Here is a 25,241-nt window from a genome sequence, read left to right on the forward strand (position 1 = left end):
GGCTAAAATCCGATAGAGCATCCGCCGTCAACGGTGATGGATGTGCCATTTACAAAAGCGGCGGCATCGGAGCTTAGATAGACGGCCGCCCATCCGATATCCTCCGGCGAGCCGTAACGGTTCATGGGGGTATGTCCGAGGATCTTCTGCTGCCGCGGGATATCCCCGTCCACTGCCTGGTGGAACATGGGGGTGTCGATGAAGCCTGGAATGATGGCGTTGACACGGATGCCGTCCGCAGATACGTCACCGGCCATACAGCGGGTAAGCCCCATGAGGGCTGCCTTGGCGGAGCCATATACACAGACCTTTGTCATACCGAGCAGTGCGGACATGGACGAGATGAAGATAATGCTGCCGCGTCCTCTTTCACGCATATGGGGGATCGCAGCCTGGGATAAGGCGAAGGAGCCGTAGAGATGGACGTCCATCACATCGCGGAAATCCTGCATGGTAATATCGTCCACGGACTTTTTGCAGTGGAGTCCGGCGTTGTTGACAAGGATGTCGCAGCTTCCGAACTGGGATACGATCCGGTCGATCACCTCGTTTGCACGGCTGGTATCCGTCACGTCATGGACGCAGTAGCTGACATTGCCGCCCAACTCCTCACACGCCTGCGCCAGAACCGCCTCCCGGCGTCCGGTGATCACAACTGCTGCACCGGCGGACGCGAGACATTTTGCGGCGGCGTAGCCCAGCCCGCTCCCGCCCCCGGTGACAAGAGCCACGCGGCCTGATAAGTCAAATGCCTGTTTGAAATAATCGTTCATCACATATCCTCCTTCTCCAACATCTGAAATGCCGCTCTCATATAGCCGAGCGCGTAAGCCATTCCTGCATGCCAGGGAGCTGCGCAGGTCATGAGGGGTGTGTGGTCAGGAACCAGGACTCCGTTAAAATGACCCTTCTTTAGCTGCCTCAGCACCCGGAACATATCGATATCGCCCTCATCCACAAACACCTCATCATAGCAGGGGACCTTTCCCTTCACGTTCCTGAAATGCACGTAGCTGATCTTATCCTGCATGATATACTGTTCCAGATAATCGTAGATGGGCTTATCCGACTGCATTTCCTGCAGGCTGCCAAGACATAGCTCCAGCTTGTTAGCCGGGCTTGGAATCAGATCGATCAGCTTCTGGTACAGCTCCGGGCGGTAAACGAGCCGGGGGGTGCCGCGAAGCTTTGGCATGGGCGGGTCGTCCGGGTGCAGCGCCAGTTCCACGCCGGCTTCCTCCGCAACCGGAAGGATCTGTTCCAGAAAATATTTCAGGCGGTCCCAGAGTTCTTCGTAGGTGATCTCGGGCATAAAACCGCCGTCGGGTTCTGCATAAGTCATATTCCAGACTTCTCCGTTCGGGACTGGAGCGTCAAGATCCAGCAGGGAAGCGTCAAAACAGGTGCTCACCGCGCCGCCACGGGCGGACTGTTTTTTCTGATGGCCCCAGACGCCGGCCAGGCTGAAATTGTACCCGAAGGCTTTGATTCCGGCTTTTCCGGTATTTTGGATGATCCGCTTCAGGTTCTCAAGCTGCTCGTCGCGCTTTGGGCCTGCTAAAAGGACATCGTACCAGTCAGCCGGGCTGAAATTCTCGATCCCGTAGATTTCCAGGCCGCATTCCTGCGCCTGTTTTTTTATGGCAAGCAGACTGTCAAGCTCCCATACGGGAGAGTTGGCATCGGAGCGCCCATAATTGGTCCTGGTATCCGTTGCAGTGACAATGCTGGTATCGTTGTTGTAGTAAGTTGCAGGATGGATGATCAGGTGTGTACAGCCGCATTGACGCGCAAATTGAAAATACTCCGGCTTCAGCATATACCAGTAAAGTCCCAGTCCCAGCTTCATATCCATGGACAATTCCCTCCCCAGACAGGCATAAATATGTTAATTCGACAAAAGCAGTATAAGCTATCAGACAGATAAATTCTTCTTGCTTTTTTGGAAAAGGTGTCATATATTGATGTTACACATTTTTTGAGCAGGGTTAAATACAGGGGAGGGAGAAGCTTGCTAAAAGTAAATGCAGTTGGAATGATCGATCCGATCCGGGAGATGCATTACGCATTTCATCATAAAGTCGACGCGGCTATGTTTCCGCAGGTACATGATTTTTACGAAATATCCCTTGTGACAGAAGGGGCTATGGAGATGGAGATCAACTCTGTCACCCAGATTTCGGGTACGGGTATGCTGATTCTGATCCGTCCCGGAGACATCCATGACCGCCGGGAAATATCCGGGGGCTGCTCTTATATCAATCTGGCGTTTCCTGACAAGATCGTCAAAGACCTGTTCCGGTATCTGGATATGCCGGATATGCCTCAGACTATCATGGACCTTCCTGATCCGCCGCAGATCCGGCTTCTGCCGGGAGAGGCGCGTCTGCTGCAGATGCAGCTCAAAAAGCTGAATCTGTGTCCTGTCAATCTGCCGCACGTAGCCTGCCGGGAGCTGCGCCGCTTAGTGCTTGACATCATGCTGCAGCATTTTGTCCCTGCTCTCTCTGCCTCGCCGGAGATGGCCTGCCCTCACTGGCTCAGTGAATTGGTCAGGCAGCTGGAGAATCCAGACATGCTTTCTGCAGGCCTGGATGAGCTGGCAGCCCACAGCGGATGTACGAAAGAACATCTTTGCCGGGATTTTCGAAAATATCTGGGTGTTTCCCCTATGGCTTATGTCAATGCAAAACGTTTAAACTATGCTGCCAACCTGCTGCGCCACTCCGATCAGAAGGTGATCGATATTGCTTATGATTCCGGGTTTCAGAGCTTAAGCTGTTTTTATCATGCATTCAAAAAAGAATTCCGGATGTCTGCCTTAGAATACAGACAGGGACGGGGGAATTGAGCGCTCTGAAAATTCCTCTTGCGTTCGTCTGACAGATATGGTAGCATATGGGACAGATGCGTTTGATTTTACAGTTATTTGCATTATTGTGTGAAATTTATCTGTCAGGAGGGAGAACTGATGCTGGAAGTCAAGAAAATCAGCAAGTTTTACGGGAATAAAATGGCAATTCAGGACATCAGTTTCTCCGTTGAACCAGGGCAGATCGTGGGCCTTCTGGGCCATAACGGCTGCGGCAAATCCACCACGATGAATATCATCACCAACTGCCTTGCCCCATCAGAAGGGGAGGTGCTGCTCGACGGGGTATCTATTGCAGAGGACCCGATCGCGGTAAAGGCAAAGACCGGATATCTGCCTGAGATCCCGCCGGTGTACCCGGACATGACGGTTGAGGAACAGCTCACCTATGTCTGCGGCCTGCGAAAGCTGCCCCGGAAGGAGTATAAAGCACAGATTGAGACAGTCTGTGAGTATTTGAATATTACAGGCGTCAGAAAACGCCTGATCTATAACCTGTCCAAGGGATACCGCCAGAGGGTCGGCTTCGCGCAGGCTCTGCTGGGGAACCCGGAGCTTCTGATCCTGGATGAGCCGACTGTAGGCTTAGATCCACAGCAGATCATGGAGCTGAGGGAGCTGATCATCCGTTTGAAAAAGGACCACATGATCATTCTAAGCTCCCATATCCTGTCCGAGATCGCGGCGACCTGCGACCGGATCATCGTGCTCAGCAATGGACGCCTGACTGCGGACGACACGCTGGATGGTCTTGTGCGCAGGGTATCTGAACATACGGAGCTGGCGCTTCAGGCGGACGGATCACCGGCGCAGCTCATCCCGCTCATCCAGTCGATCCCTGCTGTGGAGTCCTGCAGGCTGGAGACAGATCCCATAAGCGGCGGGACAGAGTACCGCATCCGTGTAAAAGACCAGCAGGATATCCACGGGGAGCTGTTTGAGCGCCTGGCGAAGATCCATTGTCCGATCCGCGTACTGCGGCCGGTCCATGCCGACTTAGAAGCTGTCTTTTTGCAGCTGACCCAGGACCGGCGTTATCTTACATGACTTGCATGAGAAAGGATGGGAGACTAATATGAGCGCTGTATACCGCAAAGAACTGGGACAGTATTTTCACTCGTTTATCGGCTATATCTACCTGTCTGTCTTTTTGCTGATCGGAGGGGGATATTTTATCCTGTACAACCTGCTTCCGGCAAACGGCAGTATCGGCGAGTTCTTTTCACGGCTTATGTTCACTGTGATCTTTCTTCTGCCCATGCTCACCATGCGTTCCTACGCCGAGGAACGGAAAATGAAAACGGTTCAGTTGTTGATGAGCGCGCCGGTCAGCGCGCTTTCGGTCGCCCTGGGCAAGTTCCTGGCGGTCATGACGGTCTTTGCGGCGGGACTTTCATTTACGCTGCTGTATGTTGCAGGCCTGGCGCTTTTTGGGCAGTTTGAACCCCTGGTCATCTTGGGCAATTATGCCGGAATGCTGGTGGCTGCCTCTGCTTTTGTTTCCATCGGGCTGATGATCAGCCTGCTGACGGAGAACCAGATCGTCGCCTGTATCATCACCTACTCTGTCCTGTTATCCCTTTGGCTGATCGGGTTTATTGAAACCTATATATCCAGTCCCTTTTTGAAAAAGCTGGTGCATCACTTGTCGGTGGCTAACCGCTTTTCCGAGTTTTCCATGGGGATCTTTGATCTGTCCACGGTTGTTTATTATCTGAGTATTGCCGTATTTTTCTTGTTTCTGATCTCCGTCATAACAGAACGGCGCAGACAGGGCTAGAACAGTAGAAAGAGGTGTCGCTATGAAAAAGAAAATCTCTCCGCGCTTAAATGCGGCCGTGCTTGTCTGCCTGGGGTTTGGGCTGCTGGTTTCGCTCAACTACTGCGCCTCCAGGCTGACCGGGCTTCTGGGCCTGCGTTTTGACATGACCGGCAGCCATCTCTATGAATTGTCGGATGAGACTCTTGAGATCCTGGGACGGTCGGATGAACATATCAGGATCCGTGTGTTTTCGCCGGAATCGGATTTCCTGCCGCTGGTTGCGGAGATCCTGGAGCAATACCGCTTGAGGGGGAAGGGGCGCATTGAGGTAGAGTATATCGACCCATACGTACAGCCCACGCTGTTGGACTCTTACATCCAGCGGGGATATCAGCTTGAATTGGGGAGTATTGTGGTGGAGAGTGAGAGGTATACGAAGGTGTTGTCCTTAAAGGACATGTTTGAGTTGGACAGCTCCGGCAATACTGTTCGGGGCATAAAGAGCGAACAGCAGATCACCAGCGCGATCCTGTATGCATCGGGTACTGACGCGCTCTCTGTGCAGTTTACCGCAGGACACAACGAATCTGTATCGGATTCGTTAAAAGAGCTGTTTGGCCAGAGCAATTATGAGACGGGAAACGCCGCCCTTTCCATGGAACCGGTGGAACCTGGCACGGACCTTCTGGTGATCGCGTCCCCCACTTCAGACTTTTCAGAAAAGGAGATCGCGGCGCTGGATACTTACATGTCCGATGGTGGCCGCCTGCTTGCATTTATGGGGCCGTCCTCTGGGGATATGCCGAATCTGGAGAGCTTTTTTGCCGAGTGGGGCATTGGCGTCACCCGGATCGTAGTTGCGGAGGAGCTGCAGTATACAGACGCCAATCCGCTGAGCATAGTTCCCGTCTATGCGGCTCATCCTGTAAACCAGTATTTTTCCGGGAACCAGCTCTATCTGGTCATGCCATCCAGCAGGGCGCTGGACCAGCTGTTTGTCTCCCAGGGTGGGATCCGGACGCAAAAGCTGTTGTATTCCACGGCCCGCGCCTATGACTCACAGGATAAGGCTGGGGAAAAAGGCCCGTTTACTTTAGCGATGACAGCGGAGAAAAAGAAGGATGAGGGTAAGGCCAGGCTGGCCCTGATCGGCAGCGGCGGTCTCTATTCCGACTCCTTTATGAATGCAGATAACTTTGCCAATGCAAAATTCCTGGCACAGGTATTAAACTGGTGTACGGAGACGGACAGCGCTGTCAATATCCCGGCGAAAAATATCGGAAGTACACAGATTACGGTCACGGGCGGGCAGATCATCCTGCAGGCTCTGGTATTTGTTGTGATTCTACCTGTGGGCGTGCTTCTGGCCGGCTTTTTCGTCTGCCATCGCCGCCGTCACAGTTAACATAAGTCCGTACGATCAAGGGGGGCTGCTGATATGAAGGAGAGCAGAAAGATAATAATTTTAGCAGTTTTGTTGACGCTGACCGTTGCCTGCTGCGTCCTGCTGTCCTTTCCAGGGCGTGGTGAAAGCGAGGGAACATCAGAGGAGATGCCTGTGGTCACAGCGGTCAGCGCAGGGGATGTGCGGGCGGTCGCACTGATCAATGAGACTGGTTCCATCGGGCTTTTGAACCTGCCGGAGGGGATCGCCGTCGATGGCGCGGATGCAGCAGAATATTCACAGAGCAAGTTGATCACGATTGTTTACAGCCTTTCCCACTTAAAAGCGCAGCGGGCGTTTGCTGCGCCCGAGGATCAGGCAGAGAAGGATGTATACGGTTTTTCCGAGCCGTCGGCCCAGGTCAGCCTGCTGCTTGAGGATACAACCATACGGCTGGTATTGGGGAGAAGATCACCTGTCAGCGGGGAGCATTATCTCAAGGTGGAGGGAGACCCTGCGGTCTATATGGTTGATGAGGAGACCTCGGAGATGATGCTTCAGTCGGTATCAGACCTGCGCGACTTATCCATGTATCCGGCGCTGACTCAGGAAACGTTAAAGGGTCTCACGCAGATCAAGATCACAAACCCCAAGGGGGAGATCGTCCTTCAGCAGATCGCGTCGGATACTGTCAGCAGCTTCTATGGCATGACCAGCCCGGTGACGGCTGTTTTGGACTGGAAAAATGTGGACAATGCGGTGCTGAACCCGCTCCGGGAATTGCTGCCAAAGCATTTTGTATCGGATGATAAGCCCCTTTCGGATTACGGCCTGGATGAGCCTGAATTCACTTTGGAGCTAACCATTTCCGGCAATACCTATACCTGCGGGTTTGCGCAGAAGAATCCCGACACCTGGTACTGCGCCAATCTGGCGGGAACACTTGTCAGTGAGATCGACGCTTCCACCGCTGAATTACTGCAGACTGATTTTATGGATCTGATCGGCGGCAGTATCTATACCGCAGCGGCGGCTGATGTTTCCCTTCTGAGCGCAAAATACGGCGAAAAAGTGGTCGAACTGGAGCTTACGGGCGAATCTGCCGCGCTGACCGGATATGTGGGGGATCGTCAGATGGATTATCTGGAGGTGCTGGATTTTTACGACAGGATCGATTCCATACCTGCCGCAGCCGTGTACGATGAGACAGAGCCTTTGGCCTCAGCTCCGGTCCTTACGCTGACTGTGAGCAGACGGAATGGAAGCGAGGATATCCTGGAATTTTATCCGGTCCCCAAGCGCCAGTGCGCTGTTTATGTGAACGGGGCCTGTGAGTTTACAACCTATGCAGCTGTGGTATCGGATATCATGGAGGCGTTTGACCGGTTGGGGACGTAGCATAAAAGAATACCGGCGGAATCCGGAGTGCATGACTGCATCCCGGATCCCGCCGGTATTTTCTAATGTTTTTATTCTGCAATAAAGTCAGGAGATGGCCTCTCTTTAGATCAGCGCCAGCTTCTGCAGGGCCTGGTCGTGGATGATCACCTCATAGTGTTCCCGATAGTAAGCCTCGCTGGCGGCCTCCTGCTTCACCTTCTCCCCGTACTCGGCAAGGATGTTGCAGAGACGGCTGAAGGTAAGTGGATCGGTGCCTTCACTGGACAGTACCAGATAGTACTGGGATGTGCCGGGCTTCTTATACAGGGTGCTGCGCCCGGGGTTGACCGGAGCGGTCACTTTGCCGGCGTCAGTTGCTTCATCCAGGCTGCCAAACCGGTAGATCCGGGTCTGGATCGCCGGGGACTCCTCTGCGCCAGACTCCTGTACGGCGTCTGCATCTGTCTTCAGCCCGGTCTCCGTGCTGCCTGCCGGTTCAGAAGGCAGGCCAAGCATATCCTTTTTCAAGAAATCCAGCAGCCCGTCCGCGCCTTCTAAAAGTTCGCTGGAAAGCCCGCCAAACAGCCCATCCTGATCCTCCTCGGACGGTGGGGCAAACTTGGAAAAACGGGTATCCAGTTCTTCCGGGTCTTCTATCTTGGTGATGACCAGCATCACGCTCTCGTTGGAAAGCGGGATCGCTTCGACCATCAACGGAATATCCTCTGCATCAAATCCGACTTCATTGGAGGCCTTCTGAATCATCTCGCGAAACAGATTACGAGCTTTCTCGCTTCCGTAGGCAAGCTCGCCCAGGTTCAAGTTGCGTACACTCAAGTCAAAACTGGTCAACGTGCAGCGTATCTGGTTTTCATTAATCCGTTCTATCTTCATAAGATCACTCCCCTCCGTGTGGTAGTTTAGGGAAACTGCAAAAAGAATCTAGTTTCCTAATTTAATTATAATATATGATATAGGGAAAAGGCAATTCTTATGTAGAAAAATTCAGGAAAATTTAAGTATTCTTTTTTCAAAAATGACGGAAACTTTAAAAGAATGTCAATAATCTTGTAAATAAAAGATTATTGATTTATTATTAAAGAGAAGGAGGAATCAGAATGCTTGCAAATTATGAAAAACTTTTAGATCTAAAATGTTTCTCCCACAAAGACGCCATGCAGTTGTTCGGCGATGCGCGCAGGACGACCAATATCCTGTATGCGTTGAAGAAAAAAGGGCTGATCCGGTCGGTGCGCCGGGACTGTTATGCCGTGGTAAGCTTAAAGACCAGGGAACTGGCGGCGACCCCTTTTGAGATCGCATCCCACATTGCTGAAAACACCTGGATATCCCATCTCTCTGCGTTTGAATATTACGGCGCGGCGGACCGCAGGGGCGGGGATGTCTGGGTATCGTCGGAAACCAGTTTCCGGGAATTTGAGTTCGACGGCTGCCGGTATCACTGCCTGTCCGGGATGGGCGGTTTTGGCATCCTGGAGCGGGAGGGCGTCCGGGTGACGGATCTGGAGCGGACCATACTGGACGGAATCCGGGATATGGGAAAGCTTGGGGGGACAAAGGAACTGGCCGGCTGTCTGGAGCGTATGCCCCCTGTCAGGGAACAGGTGATGCTGGATTATCTGGAGCGGTATCAGAATCAGTTTCTGTATCAAAAAGCCGGCTACCTGCTTTCCTATTTCCCGCAGATGGGGCTGACAGAGGCATTTTTTGACTGCTGCAGATGCTATAAGGGACAGAGTTCCCGCTATCTCTATGGGGGCCCGGGAACCGGGGGATGTACCTTTTTGAAGGAGTGGAACTTATGCGTGCCGGAGGATCTGCTGCAGTTGATGGAAGAAAGGGGGATAAAAGAGATGGTTTAAAGGGCGGAAACAAGAACTGTATGAAAAATGCATGAAGTTTTGCTCCATATATAAAGCTTAACTTCATGAAAAGATGGAAAATAATAAAAATCATAAAGTTTTTCTCCATAAACTATTGACATTAAGGTTGTGATTGCATATAATAAACCTAACAAGTTGCACAAAATATTGTTTTGAAAGTATAAATTATTAAAAAAACTTACAAAAACAGGTGCAAAAATGCATTCAAGCCGTCGCGGAGTAAAACTTCTTAAAATAAGAGAAAGGCGGATTGAGTATGGTATTTGCGAAGATCAGACAGACATACAACGACATGTTCCAGGCGGAAAAGAAAGTGGCGGACTACATACTGGACCATCCGAAAGAAGTGCTTGACATGAATATTTCGGAGCTGGCTAAGGAGAGCAACACCAGCGACGCTACGATCATCAGGATGTGCAAGCACATCGGATATACCGGGTTCTACCAGCTGAAGATATCACTGGCGAGCAGTGTAAACAATGCCAATGAGAGCCGGAAGATCGATAAGCCGGAGGATATCGCGGAGTATTTTGAGAAGGTTGCATCCATGCTGAAAAGCGTGGTGAACAATATTGATATGGACACGCTGGCGGAGAGCGTCAAGGTGATCTCAAGGGCCGGCACGGTGTACACCACAGGCTGGGGCAACACCAATGAGATCGCATCGGATCTTGCGCACCGGCTGACAAGGCTGGGCATCCGGAGCTTCAATTCCGATATCCCGGAGTACACCATAAGGAGCCTTGGCCTTGGGAATGAGCAGGACGTGGTGGTTGCGGTCAGCCATTCAGGGGAGGCCCTGCACGTGATCGACACACTGGGGATGGCGAGGGAATGGGGGATGAAGACCATCCTGATCACCAACAATTCCAGATCGACGGCGGCGGGTGTGGCGGACTATATCCTGAGCACGGATTCCAAAGAGATCTCAGCCCTGTTTGAGGAGGTCGGCGGGGAGTCCCATATCCTGGAGCTGATCATCGTGGACGCAGTCCTCTACTTCCTGCAGAAGAATGAGAATATGCTGCAGCGCAGCGACCAGGCGGAGTTTATATTATCACATTACAAAGTTTAAGTATCAGGGAAGGTGACGGAGCGCAGAATGGACAGTTATGTTATTGGAATTGACGTAGGTGGGACCAATGTGAAGATCATGATCATGGACGAGGGCCGCCATCCGGCGGCCAGGCGCTCCATACCGACCCGGCGGGAAACAGGCTATGAGGAGATATCAGACCGCATCATTGCAGCAATAGAAGACATGATGGCGGGACATCACATTGACCGGGAAGCGGTCAGGGCAGTTGCCATGGGGCTTCCCGGGACCGTGGACACGAAAAAGAATGTTACGGTGCGCTTGTCGGCGCTTTACTGGGATGGATTTAATCCCTGTGAGAAGATCGGGAGATATTTTGACAGACCTTATTTTATTGAAAATGACGCCAATATCAATGCATATGGCGAGTATATATTTGGCTGCAACGGCGGTGCGGACAACCTGGCCCTGGTGACATTGGGGACTGGAGTGGGATGCGGGATCATCCTGGACGGAAAGATTGCCGGGGGCGCCAACAATATGGCGGCGGAGCTGGGGCATATGATCATCGATGCGGACGGCGGCGCCCGCTGCCTCTGCGGGAAGCGGGGGCATTTAGAGGGCTACTGTTCAGGCGTGGCATTGACGAGGGAGGCGCTGGCGATGATGGCAGCGTATCCGGATACGGCGCTTGTGGAGTATCAGCGGGAAAATGGAGGTATTTTTGACAATGCAATGGTGACGAAAGGATATGAGGCGGGAGACAGGGTATGCCGGGAACTGATGGAACGGTATGCTCATTATTTATCCGTTGGGCTGGCTAATGTGATGACCATGTTTAACCCGGAGCTGATCTTACTGGGGGGCGGCATCTCAAACGCAGGCGATATCCTGACCGGACCGGTGAACCGGCTCTGCCGGGAGCTGGTGCTCAGCGAACGGTCTTACTGCCCGGTAAAGCGGGCGACGCTGGGGCCGGAGGCGGGAATGTACGGGGCCTGCGCCCTGGCGCTGCAGAGACTTGGGCGGTGATCGGCAGGGACGTCACAGGAATGTACGGCAAGTTGACATAAGGAGGGGGAGTTACATGGCAGACCAGTTTATTTTGGAATGTAAGGGCGTTTCCAAATCATTCGGCGGTACTCATGCCTTGAAGAATGTTGATTTTCGGTTGAAAAAAGGGGAAGTGCATTCGCTTTTGGGGGAAAACGGTGCAGGAAAATCCACCTTGATGAAGATCATCATTGGCCTTTACCGGGCAGATGAGGGCGGGATATTTTTTGATGGACAGCCCTACAGCGCCAGGGGACCGGCGGATGCGATCGCAAAGGGGATCTCGATGATACACCAGGAGCTGAATCCTGAGCCGCACCTGTCGATCGCGGAGAGTATTTTCCTAAACCGGGAGGACACGAAGGGGATCTTCCTGAACAAGAGGGCGACCAATGAAAAGGCGCAGAAGATCCTGGACAATTTCGGCTTCAAAAAGAGCGCGGTCACCCTGATGGAGGATCTGACGCTGGCGGAGGCGCAGATGGTGGAGATCATCCGTGCGGTATCCTGCAACGCCAAGGTCATCATCATGGACGAACCTACGTCCTCCCTGGATGCGGAGGAGACGAACCATCTGTTCCGCACGATCCGGGAGCTGAAGGAGCACGGGGTTGCGATCATCTACATATCCCACAGGATGGATGAGATCTACCAGATATCAGATTCCGTTTCCGTTTTCCGGGACGGCTCCTATATCGGGAGCCACGGTATCCATGATGTTTCCAGGGAAGCGCTGATCAGCATGATGGTAGGGCGGAAGGTGGAGAATATCTTTCCGAAGGTGGACTGTCCGATCGGGGAAGTGGTGTTTAAGGCGGAAAACCTCTGCGGAAACGGGTTTCGGGATATCAGCTTTGAGGTCCATGCAGGGGAGATCCTTGGATTCACCGGGCTGGTCGGTTCCGGGCGGAGCGAGACCATGCGGGCCATATTCGGCCTGGACCCTCTGAGCAGCGGGAAGATGTATCTAAACGGCAGGGAGATCCATATCAAAAGTCCCACGGACGCAGTCAGGCTGGGGATCGCCATGGTTAATGAGGACCGTAAAGAATATGGGCTCTGCCTTCACCGTTCCATCCGGGAGAACATCTCCCTTCCAAGCCTGCCGGAGCGCCAGAAAAAACTGCTTCTGAATGCAGGAAAGGAGCGGAAAGAGGTGGAGGAGGTTTCCAAACAGCTGACGGTCAAGGCAGCGGGGCTGGAGGCGGAGGCGTACTCCTTATCGGGCGGAAACCAGCAGAAGGTGGTGCTCTCCAAATGGATCATGGCGAAACCAAAACTCCTGATCCTGGATGAGCCGACCCGGGGCGTTGACGTGGGGGCCAAATCAGAGATCCATGCCCTGATGAGCAGATTTGCCTCGGAGGGGATGGCGATCATCATGATATCTTCTGAGCTTCCGGAGGTCATGGGGATGAGCGATAACCTGGTGATCTACCACGAGGGAAGGATCAAGGGAACCGTGAACAGAAGCGAGGTTTTGAGCGGAGAAGAGACCCAGGAAACGATCCTGACAAAAGAATTTGGCGGACTGTAAGGGAGGATGGGACAAATGGTGAAAGAGAAAAAAGAAGAAAAGATGATACTGGGGATGCCCTCCAGTACCTTTATGAAAAAATACGGGATTTTTATCATTTTGCTGATGATGATCGGGTTTATGTGCGTGGCGTCGCCCACCTTCCGCACCGGCGGGAATGTGATCAGTATCCTCCAGCAGGTGTCCGTCAACGGCGTGCTTGCGCTGGGCATGGTGTTTGTCATCTGCGCAGGCGGCATCGACTTGTCCATCGGCTCCATGCTGGCGCTCACCTCAGTTGTGATCGGTGAGACTCTGAAGCGGTCGGACAGCATGTGGGCGGCGATCCTCCTGTCGATCCTGGTCTGTGCGTTCTTTGGGCTGGTCAACGGTGTACTGATCTCCAGGTTCAACCTGTTTCCGTTTGTTGTGACCCTGGCGACCCAGCTGGTCATCCGCGGCGTCGGCTATATCATATCGGATGGACGGACTGTTACGCTGACCAACAAGAGCTTCCGGCGGATCGGGCTTGGCAAGTTTGCAGGGGTAGTACCCAACTCCATCATCATCCTGATCGGGGTTGCGGTTGTGGCCTATATCCTGCTTCACTGGACTAAATTTGGGCGTTATATCTATGCAGTAGGCGGAAATATCAATGCGGCGACCGCATCCGGCGTCAAGGTGTTCTGGACCAGGACCATGTCCTTTGTGTGGATGGGCGTCTGCGCAGCCATTGCCGGTGTCATCCTCACCAGCCGTATCAACGCGTCCCAGCCCAACATCGGGCTTGGATATGAGACGGATGCCATTGCGGCCTGTGTCATCGGCGGCACGTCTTTTGCGGGTGGCGTGGCGACCATTCCGGGGACGTTGATCGGCGTGGCGATCATGGGCGTTATCTACAACGGCATGAACCTTTTGAGGATCAGCTCTTATTACCAGACAGTGACCAAGGGGCTTTTGGTGCTTGGGGCGGTACTGCTGGATATCTATATCAATAAAAAACGGAGCTAGAACAGATTTCTTAATGAAGCTTTTTTCGGGCGCGCCGAATAAAAGATAGATGCAAGAAAAGAAGTACAACACAAAATACGAAAAGTGAAAAGACAAAGTGCAAAACAGGAGGGTAACATGAAGAGAAGATTAAGTGCGTTTCTTATGGCATCAGCACTGGTAGTCAGCCTTACGGCATGCGGTTCCTCTGAGCCGGCGGCAACGAAAGCTCCGGAGACCACAAAAGCGGCGGAAGCGGCTGCGCCGGAGACGAAGGGAGAAGCAAAGGATACGGCAGCAGCCGAAGCTAAAGCAGATAAGCCAGATAAGCCGGTTAAGATCGGCTGGCTGCAGAAGAACCAGTCTAATGCGTTTGAGTTGGTCATCAATGGCGGGGGCGAGGAGCTTTTAGAGCAGGCCAAGGCGGATGGTATCGTGGAGGAATATTATCTGTTTGACGGGCAGACCGATCCGTCCATCCAGGTAAGCCAGGCCGCTGACCTTGTAAATCTGGGCGTGGATGCGGTGATCATGCAGCCTGCGGAGATGGATGGGTCTGCGCCGGTGGTGGATATCTGCCATGAGGCGGGGATTCCGGTTGTTCTGGTAAATGCCCTGACATCCAACGCAGATGATTGTGAAGGCCTTTCCGTTTCCAACGATGTGGAGGCGGGCGAGCTGCTTGCAAACTTTGTGCTGGATGAGCTTGGCGATACCGGCAAATATGCGCATCTTCAGGGTATCATTGGCAACACCGCGGCAATCCAGAGAACCGAAGGCATCCATAACGTGATGGATCAGCAGGCAGGCTGGGAGATGCTTGAGGAGCAGTCGGCAGAGTGGAGCGGCGATAAGGCTTCCCGCTTTACCCAGGACTGGATCGCGCTGTACGGTGACGAGTTAAAAGCGATCATGTGCGACAACGACGATATGGCAGTGGCGGCAAGGCTTGCATGCCTTGAGGCAGGCAGAGAAGACATCGTCTGCATCGGCGTTGACGCGACAGAGGCGGCGTTGGCGATGGTAGCGGACGGGGAGCTGCATGGAACCGTCCGTCAGGATGGTCATGAGCAGGGCCGTACTGCAGTAGAAAAGGCGATCGCCCTGGCACAGGGAAAAGAAGTAGAGCAGAAGACCGTCATCCCGTTTACCGTGGTGACGAAGGACAATGTAGCTGAGTTCTATCCGGCAAAATAAAAAGACTTTTTACTGGCCCGCATCTTCCAGACGCGAAGGTACGGGCCATTTTTGACCAATTTTTGGGGAAAACGAGGTGGAAAATGGAAAAATTAGTGCATAGCGGACTACCGCTTTATCTTGACGAAGAGAACCATGTGATGGCAGTCAGCGCCCTTTTAAAGATGGACGGCTTTGGAAGGAAAGAGACAGGAAAGATGACCGGGCTTTTGGCAAACGAGGAGAAGCTGCCTGTGGATGAGCCGTTTTACGATGTATACCGGGGCCTCGCCTTCCCGGAAGATGAAGAGCTGTTGTTAAAAAATGATTTCCGGTATGATATCACGATCATCATGCCGGGCCAGGTGAACGGGGAGTGTAAGAAAACCTCCGGACACTACCATGGATGGAACCCAGCCAGGACCAATACCTACGCGGAGGTCTATGAGGTGATCAAGGGGACCGCGCTCTATGTGCTCCAGAAATCCCCTGACTTTGACACGGCGGCTCCGGAGGATCTGACCATAGAGGATCTGATCCTGGCAACGGTGCATGAGGGGGAGACGATCATCATTCCGCCGAATTACGGCCATGCATCCATCAACATTGGGGACGGGCCGCTGGTATTCTCCAATCTGGCCTACGTGCCCTGTCCGGTCAACTATGATCCGGTCAGGTATTACCATGGCATGAGCTGTTACATTATGAAAAAAGATGGAAACCTGACGGCGGAGTTCAATCCACATTACAAGAATCCGGTCCCGGAACCGAAGTTTGCATCGGTGAAAGCCAATCCCCGCCTGGGAATCTGTTTTGGCAGGCCGGTATACCAGAGCTTTAAGGAAAATCCGGAGGCATTCCGTTTCCTGGCGGAGCCGGATGCGTATGTGGACGAGATCATGTCGATGCTGGAATATAAGGAGCAGTTAGTGAAATAATCAAATAAAGAAACTGGAGGAAAATGACATGAAACTGTTACAGGCGGCGCTGGATTTATTTACAACTGAGCATACTCTTGAAGTTCTGGAGCAGATCGGGGAGTATGTGGATATCATTGAACTGGGTACCCCTCTTATGATCGCAGAAGGGGCGAGGGTGGTTAAGACCGTGAAGGAGAAGTATCCTGATAAGATCGTTTTTGCAGATATCAAGGTTATGGACGGCGGCGGCGTTGTGCCGAAGGTGGTATTTGAGGCAGGGGCGGATATGGTATCCGTACTGGCGGCGGCAGACGACAGCACCATCAGGGCAACCATTGACCTGGCGAAGGAGTACGGCGGAAAGGTCCTGGTGGATATGTGCTCGGTCAAGGATATCCCGGGACGCGGCAGGGAAGCAGCGCAGATGGGGCCGGATTATCTCTGCGTCCATGTGGGCTATGATATCCAGGCAACCGGCGTGGACCCGGTCGAGGAGCTGCACAAGCTGGATGGAGTGAACTGCCGCAAGGCCATCGCCGGCGGCATTAAGCTGGAAACCTTTGAGGATGCGGTGAACAGCCCGGCGGACGTGATCATCTGCGGAGGCGGCATCTACAACCAGCCCAACATGAGAGCGGTTGCCAGACAGATGCGGGAGATCATGGATACATACAACAACAGCCACAAATAAAGCGGGGGGAAATGATGAAGGTTACGGAGACATCCGGCCAGGCGGCAAGAGAGCTGGCCGAGGCATTGGAACAGGTTGACGAGGCGCAGGTGGAGGCCCTGATGGACGCTGTCTGCAGTGCAAAGAAGGTTTATGTGGCAGGAGCGGGCCGTTCTCTTTTGATGCTCCGCTGTGTTGCCATGCGGCTGATGCATCTGGGGTTTGAGAGCTACGTGGTCGGCGATACCACCACGCCTGCATTTGAGAAGGAAGATTTACTGATCTGCGGGTCCGGCTCCGGTGAGACGGCGGGACTGATCAACGCGGCGGCCAAGGCGAAAAAGATTGGCGGAAGGATCGCTGCCATGACCATCCGCAGGGATTCAACCCTGGCGCAGATGGCGGATGTAGTAGTGGAGATCCCTGCGTATACGGACAAGGTGGAGTGCAAGATCAAAAAGAAACCGATCCTTCCGGGCGGAACGATGTTTGAGCAGTGCATCCTTCTGCTCGGGGATACGATGATCCTGCCCCTGGCTGAAAAAGCGAAAATTCCTACAGACCAGGCATTTACCAGACATGCCAATCTGGAATAAAGAGTGAACCGGCAAAGGGTAGACGACGTTTGAAATACGGGCGGGCAGGAGCAACTGTCTGCCCGCAAACAGAGGGTAAGAATGAAAGCAGACAAAGACAGAAGGTTTGTGTTGGAAAATGGGGTGGAGATCCCGTGCATTGCGTTTGGGACGTATAAGATCCATGTATCCGGCGCGCCGGATGCGTCGTGTAAAACATCGGACCGGGCAGAGGGGCCAGAGCCATGTGCCGGACCATGTGCCCCCAATACGGTTGTGCCGGATGCCATCCGCGCGGGATACCGGTATTTTGACACGGCCTCTAAATATGGAACGGAGAGTCTGGTGGGAGAGGGCGTCCGGCAGTCCGGGACCGGGCGGGAGCAGTTTTTCCTTGCTACCAAGGTCTGGAAAACGGAGATGGGGTATGATAATACCCTGCGTGCCTTTGAGGAGAGTGTAAAAAGGCTCCGGACGGATTATCTGGACCTGTATCTGATCCATTGGCCAAAGCCGTCACCTGGATATGAGGACTGGGTAAAGCTGAACTTAAACACCTGGCGGGCCATGGAACGGCTGTATGAGGAGGGGCTGGTACGCGCAGTCGGGGTGTGCAATTATCTGCCCCATCACATGGAGCCGCTGCTGGCACACTGCCATGTGAAGCCCATGATCAACCAGCTTGAGCTGCATCCGGGTTATATGCAGTTTGCGGCGGCAGATTACTGCCGGGATAAGGGGATCATGCTCCAGGCCTGGAGCCCTCTCGGAAGGATGCGGATGTTTAAAGAGCCGCTGGTCACGGAGCTGTCAGAGCGCTACGGCGTCAGTCCGGCGCGGCTGTGCCTGCGATATCTGCTCCAGAAGGATATCATCCCGGTACCCAAGTCCTCCGCGCCTGAGCGGATGGCGGAAAACCTGGACGTTTTTTCTTTTGAGATATCCAGGGAGGATGAATACCGGCTTGATACGATGCCCCAGGCAGGATGGTCGGGGGAGCATCCGGACCGGGAGAAGGAGGAACTATGCAGAGAATATTAAATGATCCTGATTTTATTGTGGAAGATTATCTGAAAGGTTTTTTGAAAGCCCACGGAGATATCGTGGCTCCTGCCGGCAGCAGCCGGGCGGTGAAGCGGGCGGATGAGGGCGGCAGCCATGTGGGGATCGTCACTGGCGGCGGCTCCGGCCATGAGCCGGCTTTTATCGGCTATATTGGCGAGAATCTCTGTGACGCGGCGGCGGTGGGCGAGGTGTTCTCCTCCCCGACTGCGGCGGCGTTTCTGGAAGCCTTCCGGGCCGCCGACCACGGAAAAGGTGTGGCCTGCTTGTACGGGAACTATTCCGGCGACAATATGAATGTAAAAATGGCGGCTAAGATGGCGAAAAAAGAAGGCATCGAGGTGCGGATGGCAGTGACCAACGACGATGTCCCGTCCGCGCCGAAAGCGGAGTCTGAAAAACGCAGGGGCCTGGCGGCAGGGCTGCTGAACTGGAAATGCTGCGGCGCAAAATCTGCGCAGGGAGCTTCCCTGGATGAGGTGATGGCGGTAGCGAAGAAGGTGAGTGACCATGCCCGCAGTGTGGGGATCGGGCTTTCTCCCTGTACCCTTCCGGGGGCGGAGCGCCCCAATTTTGAGATCCAGGAAGGGACCATGGAGATCGGGATCGGGCATCACGGGGAACCGGGGATGGAGGTCACCAGCCTGGAAAACGCCTCCGGGATGGCAAAGCGGATGACAGAGATCATTCTCTCGGACTTCCCGCTGGAGCGCGGGGATGAGGTTGCAGTCCTGGTCTCCGGCCTGGGGGCAGCGCCTCTTATGGAGCTTTATGCGCTGTATGCAGAGGTGGAAGGGCTGCTGGGGGAACAGGGCGTGGTCATCCACAGATCCTATGTGGGGAACTATGTCACCTCGCTGGAGATGAACGGGGTCACGCTGACCATCATGAAGCTTGATGATGAGCTGAAAGAGCTGATCGATATGCCCTGCTACAGCGTGGGGCTGAAGCAGCGATAGGAGGGCTGGGCAATGGCATTTTACAATCGGGACGGGAAAGCGGTATTGGAGCATATTGTTGCTGCGATCCAGGAGAATAAAGCTTACTTGAGTGAGATCGACGGCCTGATCGGGGACGGCGACCACGGGATCAATATGAACAAGGGCTTTACCATGTTCGGCGAACGCATGAAGGGCAGGGAGGTTGGCTTTGCGGAAGGGCTGGATGAACTGGGATGCCTTTTGTTTGGTGAGATCGGCGGCTCCATGGGACCGATCTATGGGACCGTTTTTTCTGATATGGCTGAAGCTGGCGACAGATACGATGAGATAGGTGTAAAAGAGCTTGCAGCCATGCTGGATGCAGGGCTTACAGGGCTTTGCGAGATCGTGGAGGCACATGTGGGGGACAAGACGATCGTAGATACCCTCACTCCCGCAAGGGATGCAATGAAAGCGGCGGCTGTACAGGGAACAGATCTTAAGACGGCACTTGAGGAGATGAAAAAGGCTGCGGCGGCAGGGCGGGATTCCACCAAAGACATGCAGGCCAGGTTTGGCAGGTCCGCAAGGCTGGGCGCGCGTTCAAAAGGCGTGCTGGATGCAGGGGCAGCCTCCTGCTGTCTGATCCTGACTGCCATGGCGGACGGGATCATAGGAGTGCTGGAATGGTAAGTCTGTGTGGAGTTTTAGATCAGGGAGGCTGGCGTGGCGGATATGGAGAGACAGAAGGATGCAGAGTTAAAGCCAGAAGCAAACAGTAAAAAGCCGGATTGGAAGCTGCTGGTCATACGTCTGATCGCCGGAGGATACTTAATCTATCTGGCGGTGAGCCTGCTGAAGGAGACAGGGGACGGTGAAGGCCCCGCCTATCTGGCAGGGCCGGCCGTGTTTTTTGCGGCGGGAATCCTTATTGGGGGATGGGCGGTCGTGAAGCTGGTGAGAGGGGAGTATGAACGGTAGCCTGACCGGCGGGGAAATACCGGGAAATGCTTTTTCGGTCAAATTGACAATGTGATGTCCCATGCTATATACTGGATGCAAAACAGCATGCAGATAAAGGAGGGGAATGCCTTGTCAGAGGGAATGGCACCGTATGAGCGCGTAATGTCTGCTTTGAGGGGAGAAGAATTTGATGTGTTTCCGGCGGTCAGCTTCACGTCTGTGGCAACGGTGGAGGGGATGCAGCGTTCCAGGGCATTTTACCCGGAAGCCCATACGGACGGAAGAAAGATGGCTGATCTGGCGGAAGTTGGATACCTGGAGATGGGATTTGACACCATTGCGCCGTATTTTTCTATCCTGCTGGAGGCTGGGGCGCTGGGGGCGGAGATCGACTGGGGAGACAGCGTGAAGTTCCCCTATGTAAAACGAAAGGCTTACAAGAGCCTGGATGAGGTCTCCATATGCAAAGACTATATGGAAAAGCCGGAGCTGCAGCAGCTTTTAAAGGCGATCCGCATCCTGAAAAAGAAATACCATGGCAGGGTAGCCATTGTGGGAAAGGTGATGGGGCCGTGGGATCTGGCATACCATCTGTATGGCGTGGAAAATCTGGTGCTGGACATGATCCTGGAACCGGAGAAAACCAGGCAGCTTATCTGGCGGCTGAGTACGGTGACAAGGGATTTTGCCGTGGCCCAGTTTGAGGCGGGGGCAGATATCGTCACCTGGGCGGAGCATGTGACCCGAGATCTGGTGAGCGCGGCGATCTACGAGGAATTCGTGCTGGATGTTCACAAATCGGTCCTGGCAAAGATTAAGGAGCTGGGACCTGTTGTGCTTCATGTCTGCGGCAATGTGGAGGACCGGATCGCACTGTTTGCCAGAGCGGGATTCCGGTGCGTACATTTGGACTCCAGAAATGATATCATGAATTGCCGCAGGGAGTGCGGAGATAAGATACTGCTGGCGGGCGGCATCAACAACCCGATCACTTTGATGCAGGGCAGGAAGAACCAGATTGAAAAGAACGTCCTGGATAATATCCGGCAGGGCGGGCGCCTGATCGGGCCGGAGTGTGCGCTTCAGCCGATCATACCGATCTCCAGCCTCAAATGCCTGGCGGATACGATCCACAGACAGAAGTATCAGAAGACCCAGCCGCTGTAAAAGCGCCGCCACAGTGCGCCTGTCGGGGATAGCCGTTACGGAGCAGGAGGGATCTGCGCCCGCCGGATATAAAGGGCGAGCATTTTGATGAGGAATGCATCCTGAAAACGCATCAGGGGATTCAGGCCGGTAAGCTGCGTGAACCGCTGCAGCCTGTTTTTGATGGTATTGCGGTGGGTACCGGTCTGTTGGGCGGTCAGGGTCAGGCTGAGACAGCTGTTCACAAAGGCCTCGGCGTTGCCGATCAGTTCATGAGAGAGTTCTCCATCAGCCCCGGTGAGTTTTTCCATAGCCGGGATCAAGTATTTGTTTTCAATCTGCGGCGGAAGATGAAGGGATACGCAGTCTAAGAGCAGGGAGTCCAGGCTGTAGAAGTCGCTTTTCCCGGAAAGCCTGCCGAGCTTGAGCATCTCAGAGGCCTCGTCCCAGCTGTTGTGGATCTGGGATACCTCATTATAAAAGTTGCCGTAGGCGATGAAGAAGGTTACACCCCGGTACTGCTTCAGGATGCGTTCGCAGTCCAGGCAGACTTCCTCGATGGCAAAGTACAGGCGGGAGATATCTTCCGTTTTAATAAATGATTTGATGATCAAAATGGTGTTGCGGTCATGGATATAGAGCAGGTCCTGGGAATTCAGGTACCTGCTTTTTTTCAGTGACCGGGCAATCTCGGTTCTCAAACTTTCTATGGATGATTCAAAACCAAGATCCAGATTAATGTTAAAAAATGAATTGCGGTAGAAGTCCAGCTGAATCTGGATAACGGCCCGGCAGAGGTTGGGGTCCAGCTCATGCTGGTACATAAGGGATAAAAGCCTGTCCTGATCAGCCTTTCCGGCCAGGAGGAGGGCGGCGATCTCATCCCGTTTATCCGAGGGCCTGCGGTTTTTCTGCGTGCGGTATTCCTGGTACTCCACGGCAGATAAAAGGGCGGCATGCACAATGTTGCCAACGAGGGTGGTAGCTTCCGTGCAGCCATAGGTGACGACCACATATTCTGCGGATTCATTGACCATAACCGGGTTACCATAATGGATGACCGGGTTCAATGCGGTGGGATCACTCTGTATGGAAGCGGAATGCCGGATGGTCAGGATATAACGGGCGGTATTGCCCGTGCCGCCGATGCGGTCAGCTTCTGTGGCGGCAAGGATGCGTGCGGAAGAATCTGTGATATAGATCTGCACCTGTTCCATCCGGTAGCGTTCGATAAGGGAGCTTAAATATTCGATTTCCATAAGCCAGGGACTCTCCTTTGACAGTTGTTTTTTTGGATGTGCAAAAAGCATATTATATATAGAAATATTATATTATAATTGTATAAAAAATACAACGATAAACTGTGGATAAATATAAATGGAATAAATATGGTCGAAAAGAATTGTAAAATTGGATTTTATAAATTAATTATTGCAATTTGCATATGTAAGCCACATTGTATTGATATTAAAACAATTTTATAATGTACTTATCAAATATAAAGGGGGAAGGTTTTATGTATTCTATTCTGTTATTGATTCTTAGCATTATCATGCTGATGGTATTGATCAGTAAAATGCGTCTGCATGCATTCCTGTCGCTGCTGATCGTATCGCTGCTTTTGGGACTTGCGAGCGGGATGCCATTGGCGCAGGTGACAGACACGGTGGCTGCAGGATTTGGGGGAACCATGCAGAGCATCGGAATTGTTATTGTCTGCGGCGTAGTGGTAGGTGAGATCCTGGAATGTACAGGAGCGGCGCAGAAGATCGCGGATTCCATCCTGCGTCTGGTAGGGATCAAGCGCGCGCCTCTGGCAACGGTTGTGACAGGCGGAGTGGTTTCCATTCCGACGTTCTGCGATTCGGGGTTCGTTATCTTAAACCCGGTCATCAAAGCCCTGTCCAGAAAAGGGAATATACCATATATGGTTTTGGTGACATCTCTGATGTGCGGCCTTTTAACGACCCATTCCCTGGTGCCGCCTACCCCGGGGCCGATCGCGGTGGCTGGTATCCTGGGCGCTGATGTGGGCAAGGTGATGATCTATGGACTGATCATCGCAGTGCCGGTCATCCTGATCACACAGCTTTGGTGCAACAGCAGATTTATTAAGAACCGTTATCCTGAGATTGCGGAGACCGATGAAAAGGATATTGCAGCAAACGATAAATTTGCGGAGATTGTGACGCATTCGCCAAGTACGTTTATGAGCTATATGCCGATCATTGTCCCGATCATCCTGATCGTGGTACGGTCCTTCTTTACCCAGTATTATGCGGATACAGAGAGCATGCTTTACCAGATCGTTGGTTTTATCGGTACTCCGTATGTAGCGCTGCTGATCGGCACGCTCCTCAGCTTTCTGCTTCCTGCAAAGCTGACCAGTGAAGTGACGGATAACTGGGTATCCACAGCGATACAGAAATCTGCGGAAATCCTGCTGATCACCGGTATTGCGGGATGTTATGGTAAGGTACTTCAGGCCATAGGCGTAGGAGATGTGCTGGCAGGCGTTATCGCAGGTATGGGGATTCCAAGCGTCGTACTCCCATTTGTGATCTCAGCGATCGTATTGATGGCTCAGGGATCTGCAACGGTGGCGATGACAACGACGGCAGGCATCATCCTTCCACTGCTCCCGGCGTTGGCGATCTCACCGGAGCTGGCAACGATTGCCATTGCGGGCGGTTCCTTCTGCGGCGTGTTGCCTATGGGATCTTATTTCTGGTGTGTGACAAAGCTGTCCGGTTTCGATATCAAACGGGGATATGTGGCGGTTACAGCTACAACCTATATTATGGGCGTCAGTGCGCTGGCATCCATTCTGGTCATGTCCATGGTCGTTCATTGATGAGAGGATGACCGGACAAATTATTTGGATCAAGGGAGGATAACATGTTAAATATTGCGGATAAAGAAGTGCTTGAAAAGTATCTTCTGGAAAAAGGGATTACAGGACCGGGAGATGATCATGGGATCATATATTGCTCCGGCGGCGTATCGGGGACTGTTGCATTTATCGAGCGGGGGGATGCCCCGGTGATCATCAAGCAGGCCCTGGCGCAGCTTAAGACGAAGGATACCTGGCTGTGCGATCCGAACCGGATGTACACGGAGTATGAGAGTAACAGGATCTATCATGAGCTGATGCCGGAATATGCGCCGGAGGTGTATTTTTATGACCCGGAAAATTATATCTACGGGCGGGAGGCCATACCGAACGGATGTCCCATGTGGAAAGAGGATTTAATGAGCGGGCTTCTGGATTTCCAGGTGGCGGAGAAATCCATCCATACACTGGTGAAGGTACATAATGAATGCAGCACAAGAAACGATATCCGAGAGAAGTTCGCGAGCAAGGATATCTTTTATGGGCTGCGGATCTCACCCTATATTGAATTCACGGCGCAGAAACATCCGGAGCTTAAGGAATTTGCCGATACGCTGATCAGAGAATTGATGGATGCGCAGATCACTCTGGTGCACGGGGATTACAGTCCGAAGAACATCATGATAAACGGCCGCAGCATTAGTGTGCTGGACTATGAAGTTGCCCATTTTGGACATCCCGCCTTTGACCTGGCGTTCTTCTCAAATCATTTTGTCCTGAAAGCCGTGAAGTTTAAGGAGTATGCAGGTGCATATCTGGCGATGCTCAAATACATGGCAGAGATCTATTTTAAAGAGCTGTCCTGTATGGACAAGCAGGAGTTTGAATCCGCTTATATCAGGACTCTGGCATTTTTGATGCTTGCCAGAGTTGACGGAAAGAGTCCGGTAGAATATTTAGTTGGCGACGCAGAAAAACAACAATTGGTGCGGGAGCTTAGTTTTGCGCTGATCAGCAGGCAGACAGAGCGGTTTGAGGAGGCGTTTGATATGATTCAGAAAGGAATGGGGAGATAA

Annotated in this window: 25 protein-coding genes; 21 read left to right on the forward strand and 4 right to left on the reverse strand. The window is 53.0% G+C overall.

Features of this window, described 5'->3' with window-relative positions; translation table 11 throughout:
• Positions 1–2: 2 nt before the first annotated feature.
• Complete coding sequence (locus AB1I67_RS06115) at positions 3–773, reverse strand: glucose 1-dehydrogenase (protein WP_367028917.1); 771 nt, start codon at positions 771–773, stop codon at positions 3–5.
• Complete coding sequence (locus AB1I67_RS06120; protein ID WP_367028918.1) at positions 773–1,855, reverse strand: mannonate dehydratase; 1,083 nt, start codon at positions 1,853–1,855, stop codon at positions 773–775. The genes AB1I67_RS06115 and AB1I67_RS06120 overlap by 1 nt, the downstream gene beginning before the upstream one ends.
• Positions 1,856–2,011: 156 nt before the next feature.
• Here AB1I67_RS06120 and AB1I67_RS06125 point away from each other — a divergent pair, with 156 nt between their 5' ends.
• The 5 genes from AB1I67_RS06125 to AB1I67_RS06145 all read left to right on the forward strand — a co-directional run bounded on the left by AB1I67_RS06125 (position 2,012) and on the right by AB1I67_RS06145 (position 7,416).
• Positions 2,012–2,851: an AraC family transcriptional regulator gene (locus tag AB1I67_RS06125; RefSeq protein ID WP_367028919.1), complete on the forward strand. Its 840-nt coding sequence runs from the start codon at positions 2,012–2,014 to the stop codon at positions 2,849–2,851.
• Positions 2,852–2,971: 120 nt separating this feature from the next.
• On the forward strand, positions 2,972–3,919 hold the full coding sequence (locus AB1I67_RS06130; RefSeq protein WP_367028920.1) for an ABC transporter ATP-binding protein: 948 nt from the start codon (positions 2,972–2,974) through the stop codon (positions 3,917–3,919).
• Between the two features lie 28 nt (positions 3,920–3,947).
• Positions 3,948–4,652, forward strand: a complete 705-nt coding sequence (locus tag AB1I67_RS06135) for a hypothetical protein (protein WP_367028921.1) — start codon at positions 3,948–3,950, stop codon at positions 4,650–4,652.
• Between the two features lie 22 nt (positions 4,653–4,674).
• On the forward strand, positions 4,675–6,039 hold the full coding sequence (locus AB1I67_RS06140) for a GldG family protein (protein ID WP_367028922.1): 1,365 nt from the start codon (positions 4,675–4,677) through the stop codon (positions 6,037–6,039).
• A 33-nt stretch (positions 6,040–6,072) separates the two neighbouring features.
• On the forward strand, positions 6,073–7,416 hold the full coding sequence (locus tag AB1I67_RS06145) for a DUF4340 domain-containing protein (RefSeq protein WP_367028923.1): 1,344 nt from the start codon (positions 6,073–6,075) through the stop codon (positions 7,414–7,416).
• A 105-nt stretch (positions 7,417–7,521) separates the two neighbouring features.
• Here AB1I67_RS06145 and AB1I67_RS06150 read toward each other — a convergent pair whose 3' ends face one another.
• Positions 7,522–8,292 carry an adaptor protein MecA gene (locus AB1I67_RS06150; RefSeq protein ID WP_367028924.1) on the reverse strand — a complete coding sequence of 257 codons (771 nt, stop codon included), beginning with the start codon at positions 8,290–8,292 and terminating at the stop codon, positions 7,522–7,524.
• 224 nt (positions 8,293–8,516) lie between these two features.
• Between AB1I67_RS06150 and AB1I67_RS06155 the strand changes: the two genes are divergently transcribed.
• The 14 genes from AB1I67_RS06155 (at position 8,517) to AB1I67_RS06220 (ending at position 21,353) form a co-directional block, all read left to right on the forward strand.
• The gene (locus tag AB1I67_RS06155; RefSeq protein ID WP_367028925.1) at positions 8,517–9,281 is read left to right on the forward strand and encodes a hypothetical protein; all 765 of its coding nucleotides are present in this window, start codon (positions 8,517–8,519) and stop codon (positions 9,279–9,281) included.
• A gap of 277 nt (positions 9,282–9,558) precedes the next feature.
• Positions 9,559–10,377 (forward strand): MurR/RpiR family transcriptional regulator, encoded by an 819-nt coding sequence (locus AB1I67_RS06160; protein WP_367028926.1) that lies wholly within the window; start codon positions 9,559–9,561, stop codon positions 10,375–10,377.
• A gap of 27 nt (positions 10,378–10,404) precedes the next feature.
• Positions 10,405–11,370 carry an ROK family protein gene (locus AB1I67_RS06165; protein ID WP_367028927.1) on the forward strand — a complete coding sequence of 322 codons (966 nt, stop codon included), beginning with the start codon at positions 10,405–10,407 and terminating at the stop codon, positions 11,368–11,370.
• 55 nt (positions 11,371–11,425) lie between these two features.
• Complete coding sequence (locus AB1I67_RS06170) at positions 11,426–12,928, forward strand: sugar ABC transporter ATP-binding protein (protein WP_367028928.1); 1,503 nt, start codon at positions 11,426–11,428, stop codon at positions 12,926–12,928.
• 15 nt (positions 12,929–12,943) lie between these two features.
• Complete coding sequence (locus AB1I67_RS06175) at positions 12,944–13,921, forward strand: ABC transporter permease (protein WP_367028929.1); 978 nt, start codon at positions 12,944–12,946, stop codon at positions 13,919–13,921.
• 117 nt (positions 13,922–14,038) lie between these two features.
• Positions 14,039–15,097: a substrate-binding domain-containing protein gene (locus AB1I67_RS06180; protein ID WP_367028930.1), complete on the forward strand. Its 1,059-nt coding sequence runs from the start codon at positions 14,039–14,041 to the stop codon at positions 15,095–15,097.
• A gap of 83 nt (positions 15,098–15,180) precedes the next feature.
• Positions 15,181–16,014 (forward strand): glucose-6-phosphate isomerase family protein, encoded by an 834-nt coding sequence (locus AB1I67_RS06185; protein ID WP_367028931.1) that lies wholly within the window; start codon positions 15,181–15,183, stop codon positions 16,012–16,014.
• Between the two features lie 28 nt (positions 16,015–16,042).
• Positions 16,043–16,687 (forward strand): 3-hexulose-6-phosphate synthase, encoded by a 645-nt coding sequence (hxlA, locus tag AB1I67_RS06190; RefSeq protein WP_367028932.1) that lies wholly within the window; start codon positions 16,043–16,045, stop codon positions 16,685–16,687.
• Between the two features lie 11 nt (positions 16,688–16,698).
• Entirely contained in the window at positions 16,699–17,262 is a 564-nt protein-coding gene (hxlB, locus tag AB1I67_RS06195) for a 6-phospho-3-hexuloisomerase (protein ID WP_367028933.1), read from the forward strand.
• A gap of 81 nt (positions 17,263–17,343) precedes the next feature.
• Complete coding sequence (locus AB1I67_RS06200; RefSeq protein ID WP_367028934.1) at positions 17,344–18,282, forward strand: aldo/keto reductase; 939 nt, start codon at positions 17,344–17,346, stop codon at positions 18,280–18,282.
• The gene (locus AB1I67_RS06205; RefSeq protein WP_367028935.1) at positions 18,267–19,262 is read left to right on the forward strand and encodes a dihydroxyacetone kinase subunit DhaK; all 996 of its coding nucleotides are present in this window, start codon (positions 18,267–18,269) and stop codon (positions 19,260–19,262) included. The genes AB1I67_RS06200 and AB1I67_RS06205 overlap by 16 nt, the downstream gene beginning before the upstream one ends.
• Before the next feature lie 12 nt (positions 19,263–19,274).
• Positions 19,275–19,916 (forward strand): dihydroxyacetone kinase subunit DhaL, encoded by a 642-nt coding sequence (gene dhaL / locus AB1I67_RS06210; RefSeq protein WP_367028936.1) that lies wholly within the window; start codon positions 19,275–19,277, stop codon positions 19,914–19,916.
• Between the two features lie 42 nt (positions 19,917–19,958).
• Positions 19,959–20,204, forward strand: a complete 246-nt coding sequence (locus AB1I67_RS06215) for a hypothetical protein (protein WP_367028937.1) — start codon at positions 19,959–19,961, stop codon at positions 20,202–20,204.
• Between the two features lie 111 nt (positions 20,205–20,315).
• Positions 20,316–21,353, forward strand: a complete 1,038-nt coding sequence (locus AB1I67_RS06220; RefSeq protein ID WP_367028938.1) for a uroporphyrinogen decarboxylase family protein — start codon at positions 20,316–20,318, stop codon at positions 21,351–21,353.
• A gap of 35 nt (positions 21,354–21,388) precedes the next feature.
• Here the strand turns inward: AB1I67_RS06220 and AB1I67_RS06225 are convergent, their stop codons facing one another.
• Entirely contained in the window at positions 21,389–22,591 is a 1,203-nt protein-coding gene (locus tag AB1I67_RS06225) for a helix-turn-helix domain-containing protein (protein WP_367028939.1), read from the reverse strand.
• 257 nt (positions 22,592–22,848) lie between these two features.
• Between AB1I67_RS06225 and AB1I67_RS06230 the strand changes: the two genes are divergently transcribed.
• Together AB1I67_RS06230 and AB1I67_RS06235 are read left to right on the forward strand one after the other, a co-directional pair.
• A complete protein-coding gene (locus tag AB1I67_RS06230; protein ID WP_367028940.1) occupies positions 22,849–24,186 on the forward strand; it encodes a GntP family permease in 1,338 nt (445 codons plus the stop codon).
• 44 nt (positions 24,187–24,230) lie between these two features.
• A complete protein-coding gene (locus AB1I67_RS06235) occupies positions 24,231–25,241 on the forward strand; it encodes a phosphotransferase (RefSeq protein ID WP_367028941.1) in 1,011 nt (336 codons plus the stop codon).

It is taken from the genome of Clostridium sp. AN503, assembly GCF_040719375.1.
Lineage (GTDB): Bacteria > Bacillota > Clostridia > Lachnospirales > Lachnospiraceae > Brotaphodocola.

What these genes read in the sequence shown, in the direction of transcription:
- AB1I67_RS06225 (WP_367028939.1), bottom strand. Translation starts at nt 22,591, where the DNA reads ATGGAAATCGAATATTTAAGCTCCCTTATCGAACGCTACCGGATGGAA.
- AB1I67_RS06155 (WP_367028925.1), top strand. Translation starts at nt 8,517, where the DNA reads ATGCTTGCAAATTATGAAAAACTTTTAGATCTAAAATGTTTCTCCCAC.
- AB1I67_RS06135 (WP_367028921.1), top strand. Translation starts at nt 3,948, where the DNA reads ATGAGCGCTGTATACCGCAAAGAACTGGGACAGTATTTTCACTCGTTT.
- AB1I67_RS06175 (WP_367028929.1), top strand. Translation starts at nt 12,944, where the DNA reads ATGGTGAAAGAGAAAAAAGAAGAAAAGATGATACTGGGGATGCCCTCC.
- AB1I67_RS06140 (WP_367028922.1), top strand. Translation starts at nt 4,675, where the DNA reads ATGAAAAAGAAAATCTCTCCGCGCTTAAATGCGGCCGTGCTTGTCTGC.
- AB1I67_RS06185 (WP_367028931.1), top strand. Translation starts at nt 15,181, where the DNA reads ATGGAAAAATTAGTGCATAGCGGACTACCGCTTTATCTTGACGAAGAG.
- AB1I67_RS06120 (WP_367028918.1), bottom strand. Translation starts at nt 1,855, where the DNA reads ATGGATATGAAGCTGGGACTGGGACTTTACTGGTATATGCTGAAGCCG.
- AB1I67_RS06170 (WP_367028928.1), top strand. Translation starts at nt 11,426, where the DNA reads ATGGCAGACCAGTTTATTTTGGAATGTAAGGGCGTTTCCAAATCATTC.
- dhaL (WP_367028936.1), top strand. Translation starts at nt 19,275, where the DNA reads ATGGCATTTTACAATCGGGACGGGAAAGCGGTATTGGAGCATATTGTT.
- AB1I67_RS06180 (WP_367028930.1), top strand. Translation starts at nt 14,039, where the DNA reads ATGAAGAGAAGATTAAGTGCGTTTCTTATGGCATCAGCACTGGTAGTC.
- AB1I67_RS06160 (WP_367028926.1), top strand. Translation starts at nt 9,559, where the DNA reads ATGGTATTTGCGAAGATCAGACAGACATACAACGACATGTTCCAGGCG.
- AB1I67_RS06205 (WP_367028935.1), top strand. Translation starts at nt 18,267, where the DNA reads ATGCAGAGAATATTAAATGATCCTGATTTTATTGTGGAAGATTATCTG.
- AB1I67_RS06200 (WP_367028934.1), top strand. Translation starts at nt 17,344, where the DNA reads ATGAAAGCAGACAAAGACAGAAGGTTTGTGTTGGAAAATGGGGTGGAG.
- AB1I67_RS06230 (WP_367028940.1), top strand. Translation starts at nt 22,849, where the DNA reads ATGTATTCTATTCTGTTATTGATTCTTAGCATTATCATGCTGATGGTA.
- AB1I67_RS06235 (WP_367028941.1), top strand. Translation starts at nt 24,231, where the DNA reads ATGTTAAATATTGCGGATAAAGAAGTGCTTGAAAAGTATCTTCTGGAA.
- AB1I67_RS06145 (WP_367028923.1), top strand. Translation starts at nt 6,073, where the DNA reads ATGAAGGAGAGCAGAAAGATAATAATTTTAGCAGTTTTGTTGACGCTG.
- AB1I67_RS06130 (WP_367028920.1), top strand. Translation starts at nt 2,972, where the DNA reads ATGCTGGAAGTCAAGAAAATCAGCAAGTTTTACGGGAATAAAATGGCA.
- AB1I67_RS06115 (WP_367028917.1), bottom strand. Translation starts at nt 773, where the DNA reads ATGAACGATTATTTCAAACAGGCATTTGACTTATCAGGCCGCGTGGCT.
- hxlA (WP_367028932.1), top strand. Translation starts at nt 16,043, where the DNA reads ATGAAACTGTTACAGGCGGCGCTGGATTTATTTACAACTGAGCATACT.
- hxlB (WP_367028933.1), top strand. Translation starts at nt 16,699, where the DNA reads ATGATGAAGGTTACGGAGACATCCGGCCAGGCGGCAAGAGAGCTGGCC.
- AB1I67_RS06165 (WP_367028927.1), top strand. Translation starts at nt 10,405, where the DNA reads ATGGACAGTTATGTTATTGGAATTGACGTAGGTGGGACCAATGTGAAG.
- AB1I67_RS06150 (WP_367028924.1), bottom strand. Translation starts at nt 8,292, where the DNA reads ATGAAGATAGAACGGATTAATGAAAACCAGATACGCTGCACGTTGACC.
- AB1I67_RS06215 (WP_367028937.1), top strand. Translation starts at nt 19,959, where the DNA reads ATGGAGAGACAGAAGGATGCAGAGTTAAAGCCAGAAGCAAACAGTAAA.